This is a genomic window from Brevundimonas kwangchunensis (assembly GCF_039523815.1).
Lineage (GTDB): Bacteria > Pseudomonadota > Alphaproteobacteria > Caulobacterales > Caulobacteraceae > Brevundimonas > Brevundimonas kwangchunensis.
Genome location: NZ_BAAAGA010000001.1, coordinates 444096 through 468965 on the forward strand (window position 1 = coordinate 444096; position 24870 = coordinate 468965).

26 protein-coding genes are annotated in these 24870 nt (G+C 68.1%); 15 read left to right on the top strand and 11 right to left on the bottom strand.

Annotated elements, in window-relative coordinates; translation table 11 throughout:
• Window positions 1–63 precede the first annotated feature (63 nt).
• Window positions 64–1386, top strand: a complete 1323-nt coding sequence (locus ABDZ95_RS02120) for an FAD/NAD(P)-binding protein (protein WP_343789646.1) — start codon at window positions 64–66, stop codon at window positions 1384–1386.
• Complete coding sequence (locus tag ABDZ95_RS02125; RefSeq protein WP_343789649.1) at window positions 1383–2135, top strand: ribonuclease T2 family protein; 753 nt, start codon at window positions 1383–1385, stop codon at window positions 2133–2135. Before ABDZ95_RS02120 ends, ABDZ95_RS02125 begins: the two co-directional genes overlap by 4 nt.
• Here ABDZ95_RS02125 and glmM read toward each other — a convergent pair.
• Window positions 2132–3481 (bottom strand): phosphoglucosamine mutase, encoded by a 1350-nt coding sequence (gene glmM, locus ABDZ95_RS02130; protein ID WP_343789652.1) that lies wholly within the window; start codon window positions 3479–3481, stop codon window positions 2132–2134. The two genes, ABDZ95_RS02125 and glmM, sit on opposite strands and share 4 nt — an antisense overlap.
• 169 nt (window positions 3482–3650) lie before the next feature.
• On the opposite strand from glmM, the gene glmS reads away from it, so the two are divergent.
• Both glmS and galU read left to right on the top strand, forming a co-directional pair.
• Window positions 3651–5465, top strand: a complete 1815-nt coding sequence (glmS, locus tag ABDZ95_RS02135) for a glutamine--fructose-6-phosphate transaminase (isomerizing) (protein WP_343789655.1) — start codon at window positions 3651–3653, stop codon at window positions 5463–5465.
• A gap of 55 nt (window positions 5466–5520) precedes the next feature.
• Window positions 5521–6399: a UTP--glucose-1-phosphate uridylyltransferase GalU gene (gene galU, locus ABDZ95_RS02140; protein ID WP_343789658.1), complete on the top strand. Its 879-nt coding sequence runs from the start codon at window positions 5521–5523 to the stop codon at window positions 6397–6399.
• Window positions 6400–6445: 46 nt separating this feature from the next.
• Here galU and ABDZ95_RS02145 read toward each other — a convergent pair whose 3' ends face one another.
• Window positions 6446–6667 (bottom strand): hypothetical protein, encoded by a 222-nt coding sequence (locus ABDZ95_RS02145; RefSeq protein ID WP_343789661.1) that lies wholly within the window; start codon window positions 6665–6667, stop codon window positions 6446–6448.
• Window positions 6668–6700: 33 nt separating this feature from the next.
• A complete protein-coding gene (locus ABDZ95_RS02150; protein ID WP_343789664.1) occupies window positions 6701–7441 on the bottom strand; it encodes an alpha/beta fold hydrolase in 741 nt (246 codons plus the stop codon).
• Window positions 7442–7511: 70 nt separating this feature from the next.
• Between ABDZ95_RS02150 and ABDZ95_RS02155 the strand changes: the two genes are divergently transcribed.
• From ABDZ95_RS02155 to rplT, 5 genes are all read left to right on the top strand, one after another.
• Complete coding sequence (locus ABDZ95_RS02155; RefSeq protein WP_343789667.1) at window positions 7512–8477, top strand: glycosyltransferase family 9 protein; 966 nt, start codon at window positions 7512–7514, stop codon at window positions 8475–8477.
• 126 nt (window positions 8478–8603) lie between these two features.
• Window positions 8604–9125 (top strand): translation initiation factor IF-3, encoded by a 522-nt coding sequence (gene infC, locus ABDZ95_RS02160; RefSeq protein ID WP_343789670.1) that lies wholly within the window; start codon window positions 8604–8606, stop codon window positions 9123–9125.
• A gap of 94 nt (window positions 9126–9219) precedes the next feature.
• Entirely contained in the window at window positions 9220–10515 is a 1296-nt protein-coding gene (locus ABDZ95_RS02165; protein ID WP_343789673.1) for an MFS transporter, read from the top strand.
• 166 nt (window positions 10516–10681) lie between these two features.
• Entirely contained in the window at window positions 10682–10879 is a 198-nt protein-coding gene (gene rpmI / locus ABDZ95_RS02170) for a 50S ribosomal protein L35 (protein ID WP_003166435.1), read from the top strand.
• 50 nt (window positions 10880–10929) lie between these two features.
• On the top strand, window positions 10930–11283 hold the full coding sequence (rplT, locus tag ABDZ95_RS02175; protein ID WP_343789676.1) for a 50S ribosomal protein L20: 354 nt from the start codon (window positions 10930–10932) through the stop codon (window positions 11281–11283).
• Window positions 11284–11349: 66 nt separating this feature from the next.
• Here rplT and ABDZ95_RS02180 read toward each other — a convergent pair whose 3' ends face one another.
• A complete protein-coding gene (locus ABDZ95_RS02180; protein WP_343789679.1) occupies window positions 11350–11742 on the bottom strand; it encodes a RidA family protein in 393 nt (130 codons plus the stop codon).
• Window positions 11743–11859: 117 nt separating this feature from the next.
• Between ABDZ95_RS02180 and pheS the strand changes: the two genes are divergently transcribed.
• The 5 genes from pheS to ABDZ95_RS02205 all read left to right on the top strand — a co-directional run bounded on the left by pheS (window position 11860) and on the right by ABDZ95_RS02205 (window position 17165).
• Window positions 11860–12936: a phenylalanine--tRNA ligase subunit alpha gene (pheS, locus tag ABDZ95_RS02185; protein WP_343789682.1), complete on the top strand. Its 1077-nt coding sequence runs from the start codon at window positions 11860–11862 to the stop codon at window positions 12934–12936.
• A gap of 3 nt (window positions 12937–12939) precedes the next feature.
• Window positions 12940–13356 (top strand): hypothetical protein, encoded by a 417-nt coding sequence (locus tag ABDZ95_RS02190; RefSeq protein ID WP_343789684.1) that lies wholly within the window; start codon window positions 12940–12942, stop codon window positions 13354–13356.
• Between the two features lie 4 nt (window positions 13357–13360).
• Entirely contained in the window at window positions 13361–15769 is a 2409-nt protein-coding gene (gene pheT / locus ABDZ95_RS02195) for a phenylalanine--tRNA ligase subunit beta (protein WP_343789687.1), read from the top strand.
• A gap of 16 nt (window positions 15770–15785) precedes the next feature.
• The gene (locus ABDZ95_RS02200; RefSeq protein ID WP_343789690.1) at window positions 15786–16334 is read left to right on the top strand and encodes a TIGR00645 family protein; all 549 of its coding nucleotides are present in this window, start codon (window positions 15786–15788) and stop codon (window positions 16332–16334) included.
• Window positions 16335–16553: 219 nt separating this feature from the next.
• Window positions 16554–17165, top strand: coding sequence for a DUF1134 domain-containing protein (locus ABDZ95_RS02205; RefSeq protein WP_343789693.1), 612 nt, complete (start codon window positions 16554–16556; stop codon window positions 17163–17165).
• A 49-nt stretch (window positions 17166–17214) separates the two neighbouring features.
• Here the strand turns inward: ABDZ95_RS02205 and ABDZ95_RS02210 are convergent, their stop codons facing one another.
• From ABDZ95_RS02210 to thpR, 4 genes are all read right to left on the bottom strand, one after another.
• Entirely contained in the window at window positions 17215–18096 is an 882-nt protein-coding gene (locus ABDZ95_RS02210) for a Rossmann-fold NAD(P)-binding domain-containing protein (protein ID WP_343789696.1), read from the bottom strand.
• A 6-nt stretch (window positions 18097–18102) separates the two neighbouring features.
• Window positions 18103–19350, bottom strand: coding sequence for an NAD-dependent epimerase/dehydratase family protein (locus ABDZ95_RS02215; protein ID WP_425542933.1), 1248 nt, complete (start codon window positions 19348–19350; stop codon window positions 18103–18105).
• Window positions 19351–19413: 63 nt separating this feature from the next.
• Window positions 19414–19950 (bottom strand): GNAT family N-acetyltransferase, encoded by a 537-nt coding sequence (locus ABDZ95_RS02220; RefSeq protein ID WP_343789699.1) that lies wholly within the window; start codon window positions 19948–19950, stop codon window positions 19414–19416.
• Window positions 19947–20486, bottom strand: a complete 540-nt coding sequence (gene thpR / locus ABDZ95_RS02225) for an RNA 2',3'-cyclic phosphodiesterase (protein ID WP_343791215.1) — start codon at window positions 20484–20486, stop codon at window positions 19947–19949. The genes ABDZ95_RS02220 and thpR overlap by 4 nt, the downstream gene beginning before the upstream one ends.
• 124 nt (window positions 20487–20610) lie before the next feature.
• Between thpR and ABDZ95_RS02230 the strand changes: the two genes are divergently transcribed.
• Entirely contained in the window at window positions 20611–21375 is a 765-nt protein-coding gene (locus ABDZ95_RS02230) for a Bax inhibitor-1/YccA family protein (protein WP_343789702.1), read from the top strand.
• Window positions 21376–21429: 54 nt separating this feature from the next.
• On the opposite strand, the gene ABDZ95_RS02235 is transcribed toward ABDZ95_RS02230, so the two are convergent.
• The 3 genes from ABDZ95_RS02235 to ABDZ95_RS02245 all read right to left on the bottom strand — a co-directional run bounded on the left by ABDZ95_RS02235 (window position 21430) and on the right by ABDZ95_RS02245 (window position 24868).
• Complete coding sequence (locus ABDZ95_RS02235; protein WP_343789704.1) at window positions 21430–21762, bottom strand: DUF2794 domain-containing protein; 333 nt, start codon at window positions 21760–21762, stop codon at window positions 21430–21432.
• A 324-nt stretch (window positions 21763–22086) separates the two neighbouring features.
• A complete protein-coding gene (locus tag ABDZ95_RS02240) occupies window positions 22087–23409 on the bottom strand; it encodes a S1C family serine protease (RefSeq protein WP_343789706.1) in 1323 nt (440 codons plus the stop codon).
• Window positions 23410–23437: 28 nt separating this feature from the next.
• On the bottom strand, window positions 23438–24868 hold the full coding sequence (locus ABDZ95_RS02245) for a sensor histidine kinase (protein WP_343789709.1): 1431 nt from the start codon (window positions 24866–24868) through the stop codon (window positions 23438–23440).
• Between the last annotated feature and the right edge of the window lie 2 nt (window positions 24869–24870).

Here is a 24870-nt window from a genome sequence, read left to right on the forward strand (position 1 = left end):
CGACGCGCCCGGAGTTTGACCCCGGATGCGACCCGGTCCAGAAGCGGGCATCCGGGAGGCGACATGGACGGCAAGATCCAGCGCGTGACGATCATCGGCGGCGGGTTCTCCGGAGCCATGCTGGCCGCACGGCTGGCCGAGGGCGGGATCGCCTCGACCCTGATCGACCGGGGCGGGGATTTCGGTTTGGGCGTCGCCTATGCGACCCCGTTCGACGGCCACCTGCTGAACGTCCGCTCCAACCGGATGACGGCGGTCGAGGGTCGGCCGGACGACTTCGTGAGCTGGCTCACGCAACACCATCCCGACCATGCCGCGCCGGAAGGGTTCGCGCCGCGGCGGCTCTATGGCCTTTATGTTCAGGACCGTCTGGCTGCGGTGGACGCTGCGTGTCCGGGTCTGATTTCCCGCGTGCTCGGCGAGGCTGAAGCCATCGACGGCGCTGCTGTCCGGCTGGCGGACGGGCGGGTGGTTGAAGGCGACGCCGTCGTGCTGGCCACGGGCAATCCGACGCCCAAGGCCGCATCGTCCGGCGAGGTCGAGGGACGGGTCATCGGCGATCCCTGGGCGCCCGGGGCGCTGGACAGGATAGGGCCCCAGGATGACGTGATCGTCGTCGGCACCGGCCTGACGATGGTGGACATGGTGCTGTGGCTGGAGGCCCGGGGCTGGCGCGGCAAGGCGAAGACGCTGTCGCGCCGGGGCCTGACGCCGCGTGGACACGAGGCCCGGCCGGACGCGGCCATCGCGCCGACGGATGTGTTGTTGAAGGCCGCGCCGTCGCAACGGCTGCACGAGGCGCGCCGGCTGTCCGGCGACGCGAACTGGCGCGGAATGATGGAGGGCCTGCGCCCGATCACCGCCGAGCTTTGGCAGGCGGCGGACACGCGGACAAGGGCGCGACTGGTCCGGCACCTGCGCCCCTGGTGGGATGTTCACCGACACCGGATCGCCGACGGTATCGCGGCCGCTCTCGCTGCGCTTCAGGCGGGCGGGCGAATGACGGTGACGGCCGGTCGGGTGTCACGGATCGAACAGGACGCCGATGGCGTCAGCCTGAGCTTCAAACCCCGGTCGGGACCGGCCCAGCCGCCGCTGACGGCGCGGTGGCTGATCGACTGCACCGGGCCGGGGCATGATCCGGCGAAGGACCCGCTGACCGGCCCGCTGCTGGCCTCGGGCCGGGCGCGTCTGGATGCGCTGCGGCTGGGGCTGGACCTGGATGCGCAGGGTCGGGTGCTGGACGCGGATGGCGCGACCGATCCGCGGTTGCTGGTATTGGGGCCGCCGGCGCGCGCGGCTTTCTGGGAAACGATCGCCGTGCCGGACATCCGCAAGCGGATCGAGGACATGGCGAAGACATTGGGTGGGGAGACCGCGGCATGATGCTGAAACGAACGGCCGCCGTCGGCCTGCTGCTGGCCCTTGCCGCCTGCGAAGGCGCGCCGCCCACGACCCTGCCGGTCACCGGGACCGAAGTCGCCTCGTCCTGCGTCCTGCCGGATACCCTGCCGGCGCCGCACATGGCCACGGTGCGGCCGGATGAAGTGGTCGCCGACCGGCCGATCCGCTTCCACATGCTGGCGGTCACCTGGATGCCGGAGACCTGCAAGGCTGGCGGCGACGGTCAGGGCGATCTGGCCTGCGGCGGCGAGAACCGCTTCGGCTGGACCCTGCACGGCCTGTGGCCCAACTCGGACGGCCGGCCCTATCCGCGCTACTGCCGTCCGGCGACGCGGGTCAGCGACGCGACCATCCGGGCCAACCTGTGCCGCACGCCCTCGGTCGATCTGGTCCAGCACGAATGGGCGGCGCACGGCACCTGCGGCTGGGAGACGCCAGAGGCGTATTTCGAACAGGCGGCGGTGCTTTACGACAACCTGAAACGCCCCGATCCGACGACGCTGGCGAGCAACGGGGACCGCGGGCCGACGGCGGGCCAGATCCGGGACGCCTTCGTCGCCGCCAATCCGGGCCTGCCGCGCGACGCCATTTTCATCGCCGTGGCCTCGGGCAACCGTCTGCGCGAGGTGCGCATCTGTCATGACCTGCAGTTCCGCGCCGCGACCTGCCACAACGGCGGGCTTGGCGCGCCGGATCCGGTGGTGCTGACGGTGGAGCCGGTGGCGGGTTAACCCGCCGCCTTCACCGCCGCGGCGACATCCGCGACTACCGACCTCACCAACGCCTCGTCGTCGCCCTCGGCCATGACGCGGATCAGTTTCTCGGTGCCGGACGGGCGGACGAGCAGACGGCCCTGGCCTGCAAGGCGAGCCTCGGCGTCGGCGATGGCGGCCTTGACCTGCGCGTCCTCCAGCGGCTTGCCGGCGGTGTAGCGGACGTTCTGGAGAAGCTGCGGGACCTTGTCGAACTGGCGGGCCAGTTCGCTCATCGGCCGGCCGGACTCGACCAGCACCGCCAGCACCTGCAGCGCCGACATCAGGCCGTCGCCGGTCGTGGCGTGGTCGTGCAGGATGATGTGGCCCGACTGCTCGCCGCCGACGTTAAAGCCGCCCTCGCGCATGCGCTCCATGACGTAGCGATCGCCGACCTTGGTACGCTCCAGCGTCAGACCCTCGGCAATCAGCGCGCGCTCGAGACCGAGGTTGGACATCACGGTGGCGACCAGGCCGCCGCCGGTGAGAAGGCCACGCCGGGACCAGTCCAGAGCGACCAGTGCCATGATCTGATCGCCGTCGACGATCTGGCCCTTCTCGTCGCAGATGATGAGACGGTCGGCGTCACCATCCAAGGCGATGCCGATGTCCGCGCGGTAGCGCTTCACTGCCTCGACGAGCGTGTCGGGGTGGGTCGAACCGCACTGTTCGTTGATGTTCACGCCATTCGGCTCGACCCCGACCGGGAAGACCTCGGCGCCAAGCTCGTAGAGCGTCGTCGGCGCCACCTTGTAGCCAGCGCCGTTTGCGCAATCGATGGCGATGCGCAGGCCCTGCAGGCTCAGGCGTTTGGGGAAGCTGGCCTTGGCGATCTCGATGTAGCGCGCCTGGGCGTCGTCGATACGCTTGACCCGGCCCAGCTGATCAGGAGCCGCCAGATCGGTGTCCAGCGCCTCGTCCATCATCGCCTCAATCTTCAGCTCGACCTCGTCCGACAGCTTGTAGCCGTCAGGACCGAACAGCTTGATGCCGTTATCGGCGAAGTTGTTGTGCGAGGCCGAGATCATGACGCCGATATCCGCGCGCATCGAGCGGGTCATCATCGCCACACCCGGCGTCGGCAGAGGCCCGAAAGTCAGGACGTCCATCCCGGCCGAGCTGAACCCGGCCACCAGCGCCGGTTCGATCATGTAGCCGGACAGTCGCGTGTCCTTGCCGATGACGACCAGATGCCGGCGGTCGTCCGCAGACATGAAAAGACGCCCCGCAGCCAGTCCGACGCGCAGCGCCACCTCCGGCGTCATCGGGTGGGTATTGGCCCGGCCCCGGATGCCATCCGTGCCGAAATATCGCCGCTCAGCCAACGCTCTCGATCCTCTACTGCGGCTCGCCGTAACGTTGCGAAACCGCTTTTCAGGTGTAATAGCCGACCACTGTCGCCTAGAGGAAGGCGCAGGACAGTCAGGGTCGGCTTAGACCCTCCCGCGCGGCCATGCCAAGCGCGGAACGTGTAAATCTCCGAGGTTTCTCCCCATGTGCGGCATCATCGGCGTCACCGGCATCGGACCGGCCGTTCCCCGTCTGATCGACAGCCTGAAACGGCTTGAGTATCGCGGTTACGACTCCGCCGGGGTCGCCGCCCTGGTCGATGGACGCATCGAGCGTCGCCGCGCCAAGGGCAAGATCCGTGAACTGGAAGCCGTTCTGATGCAGGAGCCGCTGGAAGCGACGGTCGGCATCGGCCACACCCGCTGGGCGACGCACGGCGCGCCGACCACCGCCAACGCTCACCCGCACAAGGCTGGCCGGGTGACGCTGGTCCACAACGGCATCATCGAGAATTTCGCCGAACTGAAGGCCGACCTGATCGCCGGCGGCAGCGACTTCGAGAGCCAGACCGACACAGAGGTCGTGGCGCACCTGATGAACCGCGAACTGGAGCGTCACAACGATCCGCTGGCGGCGTTCAAGGTGGTGCTGGACCAGCTGACCGGCGCCTATGCCCTGGCGGTCCTGATCGAAGGCGAGAACGAGCTGATCCTGGGCGCCCGTCGCGGCAGCCCGCTGGTGGTCGGCTGGGGCGAGGGCGAGATGTACCTCGGCTCGGACGCCCTGGCGGTCGGTCCCTTCACCCAGAAGATCAGCTATCTCGAGGAAGGGGATTTCGTCGCGCTCGACCGTTCGGGCGCCCGCATGTTCGACGCCTCGGGCGCGCCTGCGGATCGTGCCATCGTCCAGGTTTCGGCCTCGTCGGCCCTGGTCGAGAAGGGCGAGTACCGGCACTTCATGGAGAAGGAAATCCATGAGCAGCCCGACAGCGTGCAGCACACGCTGAGCCACTACCTCGACTTCGTGAACGGCAAGGTGAAACCGGGCGATACCGATTTCTCGAAGATCGATCGCATCCAGATCATCGCCTGCGGCACGGCCTTCTATGCCGGACAGATCGGGCGCTATGCGTTCGAGAAACTGGCGGGCCTGCCCTGCGACGTCGAGATCGCCTCGGAGTTCCGCTACCGCAACCCGGCGCTGACGCCCGGCACGCTCGGCGTGGCCGTCAGCCAGTCGGGTGAGACGGCCGACACCCTCGCCAGCCTGTCATGGTGCAAGCAGAAGGGGCTCGATACCGCCGCCCTGGTGAATGTCCACTCGTCTTCGATGGCGCGGGAAGCCGGGCATCTCTGGCCGACCCACGCGGGGCCGGAGATCGGTGTCGCCTCGACCAAGGCCTTCACCGCCCAGGTCGCCGCCCTGCTGGCTCTTGCGGTGACCGCCGGAGTTCAACGCGGGACGATCGACCCGACCCGCGAGGCGGAACTGGTCAAGGCCCTGTTCGAGGCTCCCCGTCTGATCGCCGAGGCGATGCAGATGGAGGACGCACTCAAGGACGTCGCCCACGAGCTCGCCAAGGCGACGGACGTGCTGTTCCTCGGTCGCGGCTCGATGTTCCCGCTGGCTATGGAAGGCGCGCTGAAGCTCAAGGAGATCAGCTACATCCACGCGGAGGGCTATGCCGCCGGCGAGCTGAAGCACGGGCCGATCGCCCTCGTCGACGAACTGACGCCGATCGTGGCCCTGGCCCCGCTGGACGACGTCTATGAGAAGACGGCGTCGAACCTGCAGGAAGTCGCGGCCCGCGGCGGCCCGGTCATCATGATCGCGCCGAAGTCGGCTCCCGATCCGCATGGCGCCGGCATTCGTCGGGTCGACGCACCGGAGTGCCACACCCTGATCGCGCCGCTGGTCTATGCCATTCCCGTGCAACTGCTGGCCTACTACACGGCCGTTCAGAAGGGCACGGACGTCGACCAGCCGCGCAACCTGGCCAAGTCCGTCACCGTCGAGTGATCGCTTCGGCCGCCTCATGCGTTAGGGTGGCCGACTTCGCTGTTCAGGATACCCGATGACCGCTTCCCCTCGCCGCCTCCGCAAGGCCGTGCTGCCTGTCGCCGGTCTGGGCACGCGCGTGCTGCCCGGCACCAAGACCACGCCCAAGGAACTGCTGAACGTCGTCGACCGACCAATCCTCAGCTATATCGTCGAGGAAGCCCGCGAGGCGGGGATCGAACACATCGTCTTCGTCACGGGTCGCGCCAAACAGGCGATCGAGGACTATTTCGACCACCAGATCGAGCTGGAAGCCCAGCTTCTGGCCAAGGGCAAGACCGACATCCTCGAGATGATGAATGCGGAGCTGGCCGAGGCCGGCGAAATGAGCTTTACGCGCCAGATGCAGCCCAAGGGCCTCGGCCACGCGGTCTGGTGCGCGCGGGACATCATCGGCGACGAGCCGTTCGCTGTGATCCTTCCGGACGTGATCGTCGACTCGGCGCCGGGCGCCCTGAAGCAGCTGGCCAACGTCTACGCCGAGGTCGGCGGCAATGTGATCGGCGTCGAGCAGGTGCCGGAGAGCGAGACCCACAAGTACGGCATCATCGACCCGTCGGCGCACGATGGCCGGCGCTTCGCGATGAAGGGGATGGTGGAAAAGCCGGCCCAGGGCACGGCGCCGTCAAACATGTCGATCTCGGGCCGGTACATCCTGCAGCCGGAGATCTTCGACCTGCTTGAGACGCAGGAGCGCGGCGCCGGCGGCGAGATCCAGCTGACCGACGCCATGGCGCGTCTGATGCAGACCCAGTCCTTCACCGCCTACGAGTACGAGGGCGTGACCCACGACTGCGGCGACAAGATCGGGCTGCTGCGGGCCAACGTCGCTTTGGCGCTAAAGCGGGCGGATCTCGGCGACGCCGCGCGCGCGGCTATCAGCGCGTTGCTCTGAGGCGGAACGCCTCCCGCCGAGGCGGGAGGCTCCGGACTCCTTGGGATCAGCCGCCGCGGGCAGGCTGACCGCGGATCTGGCAGACATAGTCCTGTGGCGCGCGGCCGGTGTTGGCCCCGGTCGGCGCGATGATCCCGCCCCGATCGGTGCAGGTCGCAGTCAGTCGATCGACCTCGGCCTGATAGGCATTGGGGCCGGATTCGGCGGTCGCGCAGGCCGAGAGGGCGAGAGCGAGAGCCGCAGGGGCGGCAAGGATGAGGCGGCGCATGATGATCTCCTGGGACAACAGATAGCTTAGGCGTCAGACCCGTTTTCGTTCCACCGCCTCGATCAGGCGAGCGAGGTCGGCGGGCGTCGACAGACGATGATCCCCGTTTTCGATCAGGTCCAGTGTGACATCGCCGCCGTTGAGTCGCTCGACCAGGGCGGCGTTGTGACGCCACGGGACCGTATCGTCGGCGCGGCCTTGCAGAATGTGCACCGGCGCAGTGATTTCGATAGCGCCATCAAGCAACAGCCAGCTCCGGGCCTCCTCGAACATGTTGCGGGTCAGGACGTACTCGCCGAGCCCCTCCTCGACAATCAGGGCCTCGCCGTCGCGCATGATGGCCTGACGGACATGGTCGGACAGTCCGGGCCACATCAGGCGCTCGGTGAAGTCCTGCGCCGGATTGACCAGCACCAGCCCGGCGATCCGGTCGGGACGGGCGAGCGCCAGCAGCAGCGCGACCCACCCGCCCATCGACGATCCGACCGGGATAACGGGCCCCTCGAGGCTGCCGATCAGGGCGATGGCGTCCTCGCGCCAGCGCCCGATGGTGGCCTGCCGCCAGTCGCCGGAGGAGACGCCATGCGCGAAATGATCGTAGCGGACGTAGTTCCAGCCCCGCTCGCGGGCGGCGGCGTCAAGGGCCAGCGCCTTGGTCCCCTCCATGTCGGAACGGAACCCGCCGATCCACACCACAGTCGGCCCGGAGCCCGCCACCCGCTTCAGGGCGAGGGTTTCGCCGTCGGAGCGCGCCAGCCGTTCGACCTGATCCATGAGGCTTCCTCTCGCGAAATCGTTCGGGGACTGATAGCGAACCCGGAACAGAGAAGCGAAGGCGTAAAGCGTGTCCGAACCCACGGTCCTGTTCGTCACCTCCAACCGCATCGGCGACTGCGTGATCTCGTCTGGCGTGATCCGCGAGATCGGCCGCCAATTGCCGGGCGCCCGGATCACCGTGGCCTGCGGCCGGCCGCCGGCGCCCTTCTTCCGCTCCGCGCCCGGCGTGGTCGAGACCATCATCCTCGACAAGAAGAAGATGGCCGGACACTGGATCGATCTGTGGAAGCAGGTCGCCGGTCGCCGCTGGGACCTGGTCATCGATATCCGCGGCTCGGCGCTGGCGTATCTGATCCCGGCCAGGCGGCGGGTGATCTACAACCGCTCGTGGGAGACCGGGCTGCGCAAGGTCGAGATGGTATCGAAGCTGATGGGCTCCGACACGCCGCTGGATCCTGAAATCTGGCTGGACGATCAGGCCCGCGCCGAGGCCGCCGCCGTGATCGATCCGCAACTGGCCGACGGCGCGGGGCCGGGCCCGATCATCGCTCTGGCCCCCATTGCGCACCAGCCGGGCAAGAGCTGGCCGGCCGAACGCTGGGGCCAGTTGGTCGAGCGCCTGAAGGCCGAGCCGCGCTTCGACGGCTGGCGGTTCATGCCGGTCGGCGGACCCGGCGACCGGCCGCCGGCGACGCCAGCGCTCGAGGCTGCCGGGCCACGCGGCATCGATTTCGTCGGCAAGGGCGACATCCTCGCCTCGGCCGCCGCCATCGCCCGTGCTGATCTGTTTGTGGGCAACGACTCCGGCCTGATGCACGTCTCGGCGGCGCTCGGCGGCCCCACGCTGGGCCTGTTCGGGCCGACCGAATGGTGGTTGTACGGACCGTGGGGCCAGAAAACCCGCACGGCGGCCTCGAACGAGGTGCGTGGGCAGTTCGCGCCGATCGAGGACCTGACGGTGGATCACGTCTTCGACGCGGTCATCGAGTTACACGACAGCTACATCGGCGCGTCATCGCCCGCGAAGCCTTGAAAATACGGGGTTTGACGGTCATATAGGGCCGCTTGGGAGGAACGTCGCGATCCGTCGCGCGCTTCGCCCTGTCAGAACATCAGACTTTTTCGACCACACAAGGAACCGACGCCCATTCGCCGTCCCATGCAAGCGCCGCCCGTCAAGGACGGCCCGCCTATCAACCAGGAAATCCGCGCCACCCGCGTTCTGCTCATCGATCAGAACGGCGAAAAGCAGGGCGTGATGCCGCTGTCCGCAGCGCTCGAGGCCGCCGAGGAAGCCGGGCTGGACCTCGTCCAGATCGTCGCCAATCCTGACGCTCCGGTCTGCAAGATCCTGGACTACGGCAAGCACCGGTTCCAGGAGCAGAAGAAGAAGGCGGAGGCGCGCAAGCGCCAGAAGGTCGTCGAGCTGAAAGAGATCAAGCTCCGTCCGAACATCGACACCCACGACTACGAGGTGAAGGCCAAGGCCATGCACCGCTTCTTCGACGAGGGCGACAAGGTGAAGGTCACCCTGCGCTTCCGCGGTCGCGAGATGGCTCACCCCGAGCTGGGCATGAAGCTGCTGAACAAGGTTCAGGCGGACTTCGAGGAAGTCGCCAAGGTCGAGTACGCCCCGCGTATGGAAGGCCGTCAGATGATCATGATCCTCGCGCCGAAATAGGCTCTGGATCCGATCAGAAATCAGAAGCGCCCCGGTCGGAAACGGCCGGGGCGTTTTCATTTCCGCCGGTCGGAATTCCAGCTAAGCCTGCGACATGACCGACGCGCCCTCGTCTGAGCCCGTGAAACCCAAGGCGCCGGCGCTGGCCGTGCTTTTCTCGGTGGTGTTCATCAATCTGGTCGGCTTCGGCCTGGTGGTGCCGCTGCTGCCCTTCTTCGCCCAGAGCCTGAACGCCGAGGCGTGGCAGATCACCCTGATGTTCTCGGCCTATTCTCTGGGCCAGTTCTTCGCCGAGCCCTTCTGGGGCCGGCTGTCCGATCGGATCGGGCGCAAGCCGGTTCTCCTGATCACCGTTGCGGCCAATGCGGTCGGCTATCTGGCGCTGGCCTTCGTGCCGAACATCTGGCTGGCCATCGCGGTGCGTCTGTTCACCGGCCTGGGCGCCGGCAACATCTCGACCGTGCAGGGTTATGTCGCCGACGTCACTCCGCCGGAGCAGCGGGCGGGGCGGATGGGCCTGATCGGCGCCGCCTTCGGTCTGGGCTTCATCGTCGGGCCGGGACTGGGCGGCCTCCTGACCCAGCCGCAACTGGGCCATATCGGCTATCAGCTGCCGATCTTCACCGCGGCCGCGCTGGCCGCTCTGGCGGCGCTGGGCGTGCTGGTCTTCCTGCGCGAGAGCCGCGCCAAGGCCGATCCGGCGGCGCCGCGCCCCGCCTTCCTGTCGGGCCTGCACGATGCGCGCGCCAATCCGGTCGTGTCGCGGGTGCTGCTGGTGTCGCTGGTCTACATGGCCGGTTTCTCGGCGATGGAGAGCGTGTTCGGCTTGTGGGCCGAGGATCGCTACAGCTGGGGCGCGCGAGAGGTGGGGCTCAGCTTCATGATCGTGGGCATCGTCTCGACGCTGAACCAAGGGTTCCTCGCCGGGCGGCTGGCGCGGACGTTCGGCGAGGCGCGAGTGCTGGCGACGGGGATGCTGCTGTTCGGGGCGTCGCTGATCGCGCAGGTGGTCGCGCCGACCAGGTGGTTCCCGGCCGTCTCACTGGATCTGGGGGTCTTCACCCTGCCGGTCGTGCAGGGCTGGATCATCCCGATCGTGATGGCCGTGGGAGCGTGCGGCATGTCGTTGGCCATGCCGAACATCTCGGCCATGATCAGCCGCTCGACCCCGCCTGACCGGCAGGGCGCCATGCTGGGACTGAACATGGCCTCGGGCTCCATCGCCCGCATCTTCGGTCCGATGGGCGCCGGCGCTCTGTTCTCCACCCTCGGCCACGACTGGCCCTTCCTGGTCGGCGCCGCCCTGACCGTGCCGGCGGCGATCATGGCGATCAACGCGGGCCGGGCCTTCCGCGCACAGCAGGCGAAGGTGCAGGCTGGAACGGCCTGAAATCCAGACTCCGCTTGCCCTGAGCCCCCACATCGACTAGAAGCCGCGCCTTCGCGTACCGAACCGTCGGGCGAACAGGCATGCCTGGGCGGTTCCTAATCAGGGCGACCATATCGGGGGCTTCCGGGCTTCAGACGCGGTAACCCGCTCAAAAGAGAGAGTGAAAATGCCGAAACTGAAGACGAAGTCGGGCGCCAAGAAGCGCTTCAAATTCACGGCGACTGGCAAGGTTAAGGCCGGTGTTGCTGGCAAGCGTCACCGCTTGATCAGCCACAACAGCAAGTACATCCGCCAGAACCGCGGCACCTCGGTCATGGCCGACGCCGACGCCAAGAAGATCAAGTCCTACATGCCGTACGCCTGATTGGCGCGCGCATCTGACTGATCTCACGTAGAATTTGAAAGGATAGCGAAATGGCTCGCGTCACCCGGGGCGTAACGTCCCACGCCAAACACAAGAAGGTCCTGAAGCAAGCCAAGGGCTTCTACGGCCGCCGCAAGAACACCATCCGCACGGCCAAGGCCGCCGTCGATCGCGCCGGCCAGTACGCCTACCGCGACCGCCGCAACAAGAAGCGCAACTTCCGCGCCCTGTGGATCCAGCGCATCAACGCCGCCGCCCGTCTGGAAGGCTTCACCTACTCGCAGTTCATCCACGGCCTGAACAAGGCCGGCATCGAACTGGACCGCAAGGTCATGTCGGCGATCGCCGCCGACGAAGCCAGCTTCAAGGCTATCGCCGACAAGGTCCGCGCCGCCCTGGCGTAAACCTTTTCCGGCAACGGACGATCAAAGAGCCCCCCGGTTCGCGCCGGGGGGCTCTTTCGTTGTCGGTCAGCCCGGGATGCGGGCGATCACCTTGATCTCGAACCGGAAGCCGGCCAGCCAGGTCACGCCGACAGCGGTGATGTTCGGATACGGCTTGTCGCCCCAGTTGGCGCCCAGCACCGGCCAGATGGTCTCGAAGATGGCGTCCGGGTCGACCATGAACAGGGTGACGTCGACCACATCCTCAAAGGTGCAGCCAGCTGCAGCCAGCGTGGCGTTCAGGTTGTCAAAAGCCAGCTGGACCTGTTTCGCAAGGTCCGGCTCCGGGGAGCCGTCCGGCAAGGCACCGACCTGACCGGACACGAACAGAAGGTCGCCCGAGCGCACCGCCGGCGAGTACCGATGATGTTCGTAAAGGGCATGGGGATTGGCGGGGAAGACGACGTCACGGGTGGTCATGGGAGGCTCCATTCAGGCTGCTGCTGTCCAGATGGGGCCCGCAGAGCGCACGAAAAGGCCTCCCTGCCGCGGCAGGGGCTTTTGGCCGCGCCTCTCAGCCGCTAGACGGATCGCGACATGACCGATCTCGCCCAACTCGAACTCGACCTGATCAACGCCATCGGCTCGGCGGAGACCGCTGCGGCGGTCGAGGACATCCGCGTCGCCGCGCTCGGCAAGTCCGGCTCCATCTCCGGCCTGCTCAAGGGCATGGGGGCCATGAGCCCGGACGAGCGCCGCGAGAAGGGTCCGATGATCAACGGCCTGCGCGACCGCGTGCAGTCGGCGCTGGCGGCTCGCAAGACCGAGCTGGAAGCGGCGGAGCTGGACGCCCGGCTGAAGGCCGAGCATGTCGATCTGACCCTGCCGTCGCGCCCGCGCCGCAAGGGCAGCGTCCACCCGACCATGCAGGTGATGGACGAGATGATCGCCCTGTTCGCCGACATGGGCTTCGCGGTGGCCGAGGGCCCGGACGTCGAGGACGACTTCCACAACTTCACGGCCCTGAACTTCCCGCCAAAGCACCCGGCGCGGGAGATGCACGACACCTTCTTCCTGAAGCCAGACCCGGAGACCGGCGAGCGCAAGGTCCTGCGCACGCACACCAGCCCGGTGCAGGTGCGCACGATGATGTCGCAGAAGCCGCCGATCCGGATCATCGCGCCGGGCCGGACCTTCCGGAAGGACTCCGACGCCACCCACACGCCGATGTTCCACCAGGTCGAGGGCCTGGTGATCGACAAGGGCATCCACATGGGCCACCTGAAGTGGACGCTGGAAACCTTCGTCGCCCGCTTCTTCGAGGTGGACGGCGTCGATGCGCGCTTCCGCCCGCACCACTTCCCGTTCACCGAGCCGTCGGCCGAGATGGATATCCGCTGCGACCGCTCGGGCGGCGAGCTGAAGCTGAACACCGGCGACAGCTGGATGGAGATTCTGGGCTGCGGGATGGTGCATCCCAACGTCCTGCGCGCCTGCGGCATCGACCCGGACGAGTACCAGGGCTTCGCCTTCGGCATGGGCGTGGATCGCCTCGCGATGCTGAAATACGGCATCTCCGACCTGCGGCCCATGTTCGAGGCCGATACCCGGTGGCTCGCCCACTACGGCTTCTCCCCCTTCGTCGCACCGAACCCGGCCAGCGGCCTGAGCTGAATCATGACCCAGTCCCCTTCCCTCCACGCCCTGCAGCCCCTCGGCCCCGGGCCGCACTACGTCGATCAGCACATCTGGCTGCCGCAGCTGTTCGCCGAGCACGCCCAGGCCGGACAGCCGTTTATCGACGGCAAGACGTTCGAGCGCTGCCGCTTCGAAGGCCCCGCCGTGCTGTTGCCGCTGGCGGGCACCACCTTCGACGCCTGCAACATGGGCGAGGCGAGCGGTGACATCCGCAACCTGCTGCTCGCCCCGGTCGGCGAGTCGAAGGTCGTCGGCGTGATCCCCGTGCGCAACTGCGCCTTCCGCGATTGCGCCTTCTACATGGTCGGTTTCACCGGCACGACGGAGTTCCTGAAGCAGTTCCGTCAGATGGTGGGCCTGCCCGACGCACCGTCCGCGAACGGCGGGGAAGCCTGACGCCATGAAGTTCACCCTCTCCTGGCTCAAGGAGCACCTCGACACCGAGGCGGACGTCACGGCCGTGGCCGACGCCATGACCATGGCCGGCCTCGAGGTCGAGGAGGTCCACGACCCGATCGCCTCGCTGGCCCCGTTCACGGTTGCGATGATCGTCTCGGCCGAGCGCCACCCCAACGCCGACCGCCTGCAGGTCTGTCAGGTCGATACGGTCGACGGGATGAAGGAAATCGTCTGCGGCGCGCCGAACGCGCGCGCGGGCCTGACCACCATCTACGCCCCGATCGGCGCCTATGTGCCGGGCCTGGGCGTAACCCTGGTCGAGAAGCCGGTGCGCGGCGTGGTCTCGAACGGCATGCTGTGCTCAGGCGCCGAGCTGGAGCTGGCCGACGACAGCGACGGCATTCTCGAGCTGGATGACGCCCTGAAGGTGGGCGAACCCGCCGCCGGCGTGTTCGGCGCCGAACCTGTGATCGACTTCGAGGTCACTCCGAACCGCCCCGACTGGCTGGGCGTCGCCGGCATCGCCCGCGACCTGGCGGCCGCCGGGCTGGGCACGCTGACGACCCCGAATGTCGAGCCGATCGCCGGGACCTTCGTCTCGCCCGTGACCGTACGCATCGACGCGCCGGAGATGTGCCCCACCTTCGGCGGCCGCTTCATTCGCGGCGTGAAGAACGGCCCGTCACCCGACTGGCTGAAGCGCCGTCTGGAGGCTATCGGCCTGCGCTCGATCAATCGACTGGTCGATGTGACGAACCTGATCTCCTACGACCGCGCGCGGCCCCTGCACGTCTATGACGTGGCCAAGCTGTCGGGCGACCAGATCGTCGTGCGCGCCGGACAGGTCGCCAGCGACACGGGCGAGCCCGAGCATCTGATCGCGCTGGACGGCAAGACCTATGCGGTCGATCCGACCATGTGCGTGATCTCCGACGCCAGCGGCGAGCGGCCGATCGGCCTGGGCGGCGTCATGGGCGGCGAGAGCACCGGCTGTTCGGACGAGACCACCGACGTCTTCGTCGAATGCGCCTGGTTCGATCCCATCCTGATCGCCCAGACCGGCCGCACCCTGACCCTGAACTCGGACGCCCAGTACCGCTTCGCCCGGGGCGTGGACACGCACTCGGTGCGCGACGGGCTGGAGCTGGCGACGAAGCTGATCCTCGATCTGTGCGGCGGCGAGCCGTCCGAGGTCGCCATCGTCGGCGAGCCTCCGGCTCCGCCGTCGGCCTTCGCCTTCGACCCGGCCCGCGTCGGTTCGCTGACCGGCCTGACCCTGACCGATGACCGGATCGCGGACATCCTGACCGCCCTCGGCTTCGAGGTCGCGAAGGGTTCGCCCTGGTCGGTGACCCCGCCGACCTGGCGTCGCGATGCCGAAGGTCCGGCCGATCTCGTCGAGGAAGTCGCGCGGATCGAAGGCTTCGGTGAACTGCCGTCCACGCCCCTGCCCGACCAGGGCGCGCCGTCGCGTGGCGTGCTGAGCCCGCGTCAGGCCCGCGTGCGTCTGGCCCGTCGGGCGCTGGCCGCCATGGGCTATGCCGAAGCCGTCACCTGGTCCTTCACCAAGCAATCGACTGCGGCCCTGTTCGGTGGCGGCGACGAGCGGCTGATGGTTGAGAACCCGATCGCGGCCGATCTGGACTGCATGCGGCCCTCGGCCCTGCCGAACCTGATCCAGGCCGCCGCCCGCAACGCCGCGCGCGGCCACGCGGACGCCGCCCTGTTCGAGATCGGTCCGATCTATCTGGACGACCAGCCGAACGGTCAGCGCACCGTCATCGCCGGCCTCGTCGCGCCGCGCAGCGCCCGTCACTGGGGCGGCGGGGCCGAGGATGCCCTGTTCGCAATGAAGGGCGATCTGATGGCCCTGCTGGAGCAACTGGGCGCACCGGTCGCCTCGCTGCAACTGGTGCAGGGTCAGAACCGCGATTGGTGGCATCCGGGCCGTTCAGCTCGTCTGCAGCTGGGTCCGAAGAACGTCATGGTCGAGTTCGGCGCCCTGCACCCGCGCGTGCTGAAGGCGCTGGACGCCGATGCGCCGATGCTGGCGTTCGAGATCGTGCTGGACGCCCTGCCCGAGCCGCGCGGCGCGAAGTCCAAGGCGCGTGGCGCAGCCAGTCTGGCCAATCTGATGCCCCTGACCCGCGACTTCGCCTTCGTGGTCGAGGACGCCAAGGCGACCGGCGATCTGGTCCGCGCTGTGGCCGGGGCCGACAAGGCCCTGATCACCGACGTGCGGGTATTCGACGTCTATCGCGGAAGCGGCGTGCCGGAGGGCATGAAGTCGGTCGCTCTGGAGGTCCAGCTTCAGCCTGTCGAGGCGACGCTGATCGACGCGGAGATCGAGGCGCTGTCGAACAAGGTGGTAGCGGCCGCGACCAAGGTCGGCGCGGCTCTGAGAAGCTGATCCGGGAAAGCTGACGATGGCCCTCAAGCCCAGGATCGAGACGGCGTTCGAACGCCTGCTGTTCCAGTCGCGCTGGCTGATGGCCCCGTTTTACGCGGGTCTGGCTCTGGCGCTGCTGATGCTGCTGGTCGTGTTCCTGCGCGACCTCTTCTACTACCTGCCCAAAGCCTTCCTGATGGCTCCGGGAGCCGGCCTCACCTCCAACGACGCCATTCTGGCCGTGCTGACGCTGGTGGACCTGTCGCTGGCCGGCAATCTGCTGCTGATCGTGATGTTCTCGGGCTACGAGAATTTCGTCTCCAAGCTGGATCTGGAGGGCGAGCAGGACCGTCCGCCGTGGATGGGCACCGTCGACTTCTCCGGCCTGAAGATGAAGCTGATCGCCTCCATCGTGGCGATCTCGGGCATCCAGCTGCTGAAGTTCTTCATGAACATCGGCAAGGACGGCGCGCCAATCGATACGCAGGAAGCGATGTGGGGCGTGATCATCCACCTGGCCTTCGTGCTGTCGGGCGTTCTGCTGGCGCTGATGGACTGGCTGACGGCCAAGACGGACAAACACTGACGCTGACGCGTCAGTATCCTTGTGGGCCGCGGTCAGAAGGCTCGGCCTTCTCGATCCGACGCGGCTTGGCGCTTCGCGCATGCCCGCGCTCAGGCAGCGAGCGGCCGCGCGGCAATCTCCCGTTAACCTTGCCGCCGCAAGGCTGACTCAAAGACCGGCGACGGTGAAGCCAAGCGCCCGCGCGAGTCGGGCGGACCGTCCCGCCTTCGGAGCCAGACCATGCACCGCCGTCACCTGATTCAGTCCGGTATCGCCCTCGGAGCCACCTCAGCCCTCGGCGCCTGCGCCTCGGCGCGCGGCCCGGCCGACCCGAACTATCCGATCCGCTCGGACCAGACCGCCCCGGCCTATACGTCGGACGAGCTGATCGCCGCCGGCTCGCGCGAGCTGGGCATCGCGGCCGAAGCCATCGGCGGCGTCATCGAGCGGATCTTCGCCGACCAGGGCGACCGCCCCACCGCCTATATCGCCGGCGAGGAAGCCTCGGCCGCCATCGCCGTCGGCGCCCGCTACGGCCGTGGCGCGCTGCACATGAAGGACCTGTCGGCGTCGCAGGAGGTGTTCTGGCAAGGCGCATCGATCGGTTGGGATATCGGCGGCAACGGCAGCCGGGTCTTCACCCTGATCTACGGCCTTTATCACCCGGACATGATCTACCGCCGCTACCCGGGCGTGGAGGGCACCGCCTATCTGATCGCGGGTCTGGGCGTGAACTACCAGCAGGCCGACGGCATCGTCCTGGCGCCGATCCGCACCGGCGTGGGCGTGCGTCTGGGCGCCAACGTCGGCACCATGTCCTACAGCCGCCAACGGAATCTGCTGCCTTTCTAGGGCGCTATCGCTCGCCTCTCGGAGGCTCGCTGCTTGAGCGCAGAGGCGCTCAGGCGGCGTCAGCGATCATCGCCTCAAGCCCTTCGCGCCAGCCGGGATATTTCGGCCGCCAGCCGAGCTCGGCCTTGGCCCTGGCGTTCGAGAGGCGTTTGGAGTCGCGGTAGAAGCGGCGCATGGCGTCCGACACCGAGGGGTCGTCCAGATCGACCTCGGGCGGCAGGGGCAGGCCGAGGCGCTGGGCCGCCCCCTCGACGATCACATGGGCCGGCGAAGGCTCGTCGTCGCACAGGGTGTAGGCCGCGCCGGGGTGCGGGCGCGCCATCGAGGCGAACAGGCCCGAGACCGCGTCGTCGACGTGGATGCGGTTGAAGACCTGTCCCGGCTTGCGAACCATCCGGGCCGTGCCGTCGCGCAGCTTGTCCAGCGGCGACCGGCCGGGACCATAGAGGGCCGGCAGGCGGAACAGCTGCACCGTCAGCCCCATGCCGCGTCCGGCATCCAGCCAGTCCCGTTCGGCCCGAACGCGGCGCGCGCCCTCCAGCGTCGCGGCGTTCAGCACGTCGTCCTCGAAGGCCCAGCCGCCGGCGCGATCGCCGAACACGGCCGTCGAGGAGACGTAGCCGATCCAGTCCGGCCAGGCGCCCGAGGCGGTGATGGCGGGGATCAGGGCCTTCAGTCCGGGACAACCCGCCCCCTCCGGCGGCGCGGTGACGAGGATGGCGCTGGCCTGACCCACGGCGGCGGCGAGCGCCGCCTCGTCCGCCGGATCGACCGGCTCGATGCCTTCCGCCTTGAGGGTCGTACGGGTGTCCGCATCCCGTGAGGTGGCGGCGGCGCGGCCGCCCCGGCGCAAGGCCTCGCGGGCGGCGGCCTGACCCAGCCATCCGCCGCCGAAGACGAGCAGGGAGACGGGCGGCGCGGGATCAGACATCAAACCTCAGGCGGACAGAGCAGGTGCGGCCGGCGCCTCGACGACGCGGGCGGGCTCAGTCTTCAGCGCCTCGGCCCGCTTGCCGTTCCAGCTGGAGACACAGGGGATCTTGGTCCGGTCGGCGCGATCGGCATAGCGACGGGCGATCTCGGTCACGTCCTGCATCAGACCTTCGGCGAGGGTGATCGGCTTGAGGCCCAGTTCCCTGAACTGGTCATTGGCGACCACCAGCTCGTTCTCGTCGGCTTCCTGACGCGGGTTGGCGACATTGTGGACCTCGGCGCCGGTCATGCCGGCGACCATGACGGCCAGGTCGCGAACACGGCGGCTCTCGGTCATCTGGTTCAGGATCTTCACCCGGTCGCCCGACTTCGGCGGGTTCTTCAGCGCCAGCTCTACGCAGCGGACGGTGTCCTGGATGTGGATGAAGGCGCGGGTCTGACCGCCGGAACCGTGAACCGTCAGCGGATAGCCGACCGCCGCCTGGATGAGGAAGCGGTTCAGCACGGTGCCGTAGTCGCCGTCGTAGTCGAAGCGGTTGATGAGCCGCTCGTCCTTGCGGGTTTCCTCGGTCTCCGCGCCCCAGACGATGCCCTGGTGCAGGTCGGTGATCCGCAGGCCGTCGTTCTTGGCGTAGAACTGGAACAGCAGGGCGTCCTGCGTCTTGGTCATGTGGTAGATCGAGCCGGGATTCGGCGGGAACAGGATCTCCTGCTCGGCCGGGCCGAAGTCGGTGTCGACCGTGACCTTCAGATAGCCTTCCGGGATGCGCAGGCCGGCGGTCGTGTAGCCATAGACGCCCATGGTGCCGAGGTGGGCGAGGTGGACGTCGCGTCCGCTCTCCACGATGGCCGCCAGCAGGTGGTTGGTGGCGTTCAGGTTGTTGTCGACGGTGTAGAGCTTGTGCCGGGCCGACTTCATCGAATAGGGCGCGGCGCGCTGTTCGGCGAAGTGGACGACGCTGTCGGGCTGCCAGTCGCGGATCAGGGCGACGAGCCGGTCGAACTCCTTGCCGACGGTGATGTTCTCGAACGCGATCGTCTTGCCCGAGACCTCCTTCCACGCGGCGATGCGCTCGCCCATGGTCCGGATCGGGGTCAGGGACTGGACTTCCAGCTCGTTGTCGATGTTGCGACGGCTGAGGTTGTCGACGATCAGCACGTCCCACCCGCGCGCGGACAGGTGCAGAGCCGTGGGCCAGCCGCAGAAGCCGTCACCACCCAGAATTATAACGCGCATGGAATCCTCGATCACTTCCCCGTCACCTGCGTAGCTCAGGTCATGCGTCGGGCAAAGCGTGGCCTTGCGCCGCGCGAACTACTTGCGACGGGCGCGCCATTCCTCGCGGGTCTGGCCCCAGGCGTCGACGCGCTCGTTTTCGAACGGCGCCGGCAGGCGGGTCGGGCCGCGGTTCTTGGCGCCCAGCCGTTCGGCCAGCCGTTGCGAGGGCGTGTTCTCGGGGTCGATGCTGTGGATCACATCGGTCCAGCCCAGAACGTCGAAGGCGTAGTCGATGGTCGCCGTGGCCGCCTCGACGCCGTAGCCCTTACCCTGGGCGTCCGGGTGCAGTCCCCAACCGACCTCGTCGCCCGGCCAGTCCAATGGACGCCACGGTCCGATCCGGCCCAGCCAGAGGCCGGTGTCCCGTTCGATCAGCGAAAACATGGCGATGCCGGTCATGCTCCACGCCCCGGCCATGGTCATGAAGCCGCGCCAGGCGGCCGCCGGGGCCTGGACGCCGCCGATGAACCGCGACGCCTCCGGGTCCGCCATCATCTCGGCCCAGCGCGGAAAATCCTCCATCGCCGTCGGGCGCAGGATCAGGCGTTCGGTGTGCAGGACGGGTCCGGTCACAGAAGATACTCCCTCTCGAGTTGATACTGGCTGCCATCGGACGTCAGGACGCTGGAGTACAGGCCGAACCGATCCACGCGGATCGGCGGCGAGTGCAGCAGGTTGTGGCCTGTGATCCAGGCGCCGATCCGGTCCGGGTTTGTCTGAGGCTTCAGATAGGCCAGCGTGACGTGGGGGCGATAATCGCGACGCTCCATCACGACGCCCGCCCGCTCGGCGGCGGTGCGGCAGCGGCCCGCGAGGACGTTGAGACGCTCACTGGGCTGCACCCCGGCCCAGAGGGTGTGGCTGCGGTGGGCGTCCCCGAAGGCGCCGACCCCGGCCAGTTCGATCTCGAAGGCTCCTCCGGTCGCCGCCCGGCCCAGTTCCGCGGCCAGATCGTCGGCGGTGCGCTCGCTGACCTCGCCATAGAAGGCCAGCGTCACATGCAACTGCTCCTCGCTGCGCCATTTCGCGCCGGGCAGGCCTGACTGGCGACGCTTCAGCGTCTCGGCCACGTCCCAAGGGATGGAGAGGGCGGTGAACAGCCGGATCATGCGACCGTTGGTAGCGGCTGCGGAGCCATCTCCCAAGTCCGGTTTTCCTTGCGGAAGGCCCGAACCGGCCCGATATTTCACCAAAGGCCGGAGTTCGTCCGGCCGAACGGAGGACATGGTCGCGATGAGCGATTTCAGAAACTACAGTCCGGCGGACGTGCGCACCGACGTTGCGACCGACCCGGGCCTCAAGAAATTCATGGTCGGCGTCTACGCCAAGGTGGCCATGGGCCTGCTGGTGTCGGCCGTGCTGGCCTACATCACCGGCTCCTACGCCCCGGTGCGAGACCTTCTGTTCGCCGTGTCGCCGACCGGCGCGCTGGCAGGCTTCACCCCGCTGGGCATGATCGTCAGCTACGCGCCGCTGGCCGTGCTGCTGTTCTCGGCCTTCGCCATGCGCAACGCCAGCGCCGGCGCCGCCAACATCCTGTACTGGGTGGTCGTGGCCCTGATCGGCGCGTCCATGGGCACGCTGGTGCTGATGTACACGGGCGTCAGCATCGTCACGACCTTCCTGATCACCGCTTCGGCTTTCGGCGCGCTGAGCCTGTTCGGCTACACGACGAAGATGAACCTGGGGCCGATCCGCAGCTTCCTGATCATCGCCGCTTGGGGCCTGCTGGCCACCATCATCGTCGGCGCCATCGGCGGCGGCATGGGCCTGTTCCCGACCGGCGGCCTGTTCCTGGTCGTCAACGCGGTCGGCGTGCTGATCTTCGCCGGCCTGATCGCCGCGGACACGCAGAACCTGAAGATGACCTACTACGAGCTGGGCGGTAACCAGTCGGCCCTGAACGCGGCCACCAGCTACGGCGCCCTGAGCCTGTACCTGGACTTCATCAACCTGTTCCGCTTCCTGCTCTACTTCCTCGGCGTTCGCCGCGAGTAGTCGATCAGCGACAGACCGAAACGGAAAAGGCCCGGAGCGATCCGGGCCTTTTTTCTATTCGATCACCGTGAACCTGCGGCTGTCGAAAACCCGCAGCACCTGCGGCAGCTCGCGGCCCCGGCGCAGGACGATCCCGCCCTCGCCGACCACAGCCCATTCCCCCTGCCTCAGCCGCAAGGCCGGGCGCTTCTCGATCCTGTAGAGCGGGGCGTCGCCCGAGCGGCGGAAGACGGCGAACTCTGCGACGTCCTTGTGGCCGACAATGGCATAGTCGCGCCACTCGCCGGCGGCGACCATGCGGCCATAGACCCTGAGGATCTGGTCCAGTTCACGCCGATCGAAGAAGACCGGGCCAGCCTGCGGCTGGGCGTCGGAGGCGTCGCTCATCCCTTCAAGCTAATCCTCCGCGAGCGGCGCGCCAGCCCCTGATGCGTGTTGCGAACGCCGCAATGCGAAGAAATCGCACAGAACACGAAATTGCCCCCGTTCCGCCAATCGCCGGCCCCCTTGGGAGGCGACACCCGACACATCGGCTCGTCGGAGTTCGGAACGGTTCCGGATCCTGAACAGCCCCCCCAGCCCCCTGGAATTGTTCCATCAAGGGCTTCGGCGGGCCGATGCTTCCTCCAAAGCGAGACGCCCGCTCCGCCACCCTCCCCCTCCCGGCCGAGCGGGCGTTTTGCTGTCCGGGGTCAGGCGGCGCCCGCCCGATCAGGGCAGGGTGATGCGGACACTCTCTCCACCGCGACGCACCGACACGACCCGCTGACCGCGACGATCCATGGCGCGAGCGAAAGCCGTCAGGGACGTGACCCGGCCGCCATCGACAGCCTCGACAACATCGCCGGCGCGGATGCCCGCAGCCGCCGCGGCGGAACCGCCTTCGACCGACGAGACCTGCAGGTCGCCCTCGTTCAAGTGAACGGTGACGCCGCGGGCGAGAACCACTTCCGATCCGGCGGCGACCACCTGCTCGGTCCGCTCCTGAACCTGCAGGGTGGCGCGACCTTCGTGGCCGTCGCGCAGGTAGACCAGCGCCAGCTCTGCGCCCGGCGCGGCGATGCCGATGGTCGCCTGGACGGTTCCGGCGTTGGAGACCGGGCGGTTCTGGATGCGGGTGACGATGTCGCCGCGGCGCAGGCCGGCCCGTTCCGAAGACGAGCCCGGGGCCACGTCCTCGACCACGGCGCCGCGCACGATGCCGATATTGAAGTCACGCGAGCGCTCGGCGTTCAACGAGCCGAAGATGGCGCCGGTCACGCCGCGCTTTACCTCTCCGGTCTCGCGCAGCTGAGCCACGACATAGTTCATGATCCGGCTGGGGACGGCGAAGGCGATGCCGTCGTTGCCACCGCCGCCGCCCGACAGGATGGAGGTGTTGATGCCGATCAGTCGCCCGCGGCTGTCCAGCAGCGGGCCGCCCGAGTTGCCGGAGTTCACTGCGGCGTCGGTCTGGATGTAGTCCTCGATCCGGTCGCCCATGCCCGAGCGGCCCAGACCCGAAATCACGCCCATGGTCAGGGTCTGGTCGAGACCCAGCGGATAGCCGACCGCGAACGCCAGATCGCCGGTGCGCAGGGTATCGGAGCTGACAACCTCGATCTGCGACAGGCCGGTCGCGTCGAACTTCAGCACGGCGAGGTCGGTCGCCTTGTCGGCGCCGATCAGGGTCGCCTCGAAGATCCGGCCGTCGGTCAGATCCACCGTGAACTTCTGGCCGCCCTCGACGACGTGGTTGTTGGTCACGACAATGCCTTGGGCCGCGTCGATGATGGCGCCCGAGCCGCTGGCCATCGGGCGGGGCTCTGCGTCGCCGGAGCGGGGGCCGGAGGAACTGCCGAGGGTCGTGACCTGCACCACGGCCGGGAGGGCCTGCTCGAGCCCGTTGGCGAAGGTGAAGACGCCCCGTTCGGCGTCATAAGGCAGCGGTGACTGGGCCGTCTGGGCCGCGGCAGGCGTCGCCATCAGCAGCGGAACCGCCGCCACCAGCGCCAGCACCGAGAAACCGCCCGACCGGGAGAAGGTCCGCCGCATAATCAATCCCCTGTTCTGAAAAGGGACCCTAGCGCGAGAATTGCGCCGTGACGACAGCCCCCGGCGCCGCGTCATCAATCGTCATGGACGCGCCATGCCGTTTCAGGATCGCGCGCACGAAGGCCAGGCCCATGCCATGGCTCTCGCGCCCGTCGTTTCCAGCCTTTGCGCGGGCGGCGGCGAAACCCGGCCCCTGATCCACGACCGCGAGTACGGGTCGGTCGTCGCGCAGATCGACCTGCAAGGTCACGACGCCGCCGTCCGGCGAGAACTTCACGGCATTGTCGACCAGATTGGTCACCGCTCTCTGCAGGAGGGAGCGCACACCGAGGACCGACACCGGCACGGCGACGACGCGGATCTCGATTCCGCGTTCCTCGGCCAGCGGCTGGTAGAGCTCGGCCGCCTGCATCGCCAGCGTGTCCAGCCTCACCGGCTCGAAGGACCAGGCCTCGCCGTCGCGAAGGGCCATGGCGTCCGTCATGGCACGATTGATGCCGGCCAGATCCGCGCGCGCTTCCTCGATCAGAGCCCTGGCCTTCGCCGAAGTCGCGGTTTCCGCCAGTCGGTCCAGTCGGGCGGACGCCCGCGCCAGAGGCGTACGGAAATCGTGAGCCAGCTGGTCGGCGGAGTCCCTGAGCCAGCTGAGCAACTCCTCCAGACGGTCCAGCGTCAGGTTCACATGGCCGGTCAGTTCGGTCAGCTCGGGCGCCAGCGCCGTCTGCGGCGCACGCAGGGAGAAGTCGCCGACGGCGGCGCGATCCAGCGCAAGGCTGACCTGCACCACGGCATTGGTCAGGCGACGACGGGCGAAAGTCGCGGCGATCAGGCCGATGGCGACCATCAGCACCCCTGCGCCGATCACCGCAGCCACCGCCCAGCCCCAGGCGTCGCCCGAGGCGTCGACGACCCGGCCGACTGCGATATCCAGCGCGCCAACCGATCGGCGCACGACGACGACCTCAACCGGGCGGCTGGGGCACAGGACACCCTGCGCCAGACGGACGATGTAGACGTCGTCGCCGAGGCGGGGACTGCGCTCTCCCCGGATAGCTTCCAGCTCCGACAGACCCGCCGGCTTGCCGACCGGCGCGCGGATGAAGCGAACGCCGGCGCCGCCCCGGCCGGTGCGACAGGTTTCTTCCAGCGTTCGGGCGTCCTGCACGCGTCCGGGACCGCTCTGGAAGGCGGTCAGCCAAGCGGACAGGTAGGCGGCATCGCCGGCGGAGATGTTCTCGCGGGTGAAGCTGGCCTCGGCCGACAGCTTCTCGGCCATGGTCCCGTAGTCGGCCAGCGCCGCCAGCGCCGCCTTCTCGCGCTGGTCCATGCGAACGGCCGTGCTCGTGACGAAGAGGGACCCGGTCAGGGCCAGGGCGGACAGGACGGCGATGCCGACCGCCAGCTGGGTCGTCGTCAGGCGATTGAGCCAGGCGAGCAGCCGCCGGAACGCCTCCCTCATAC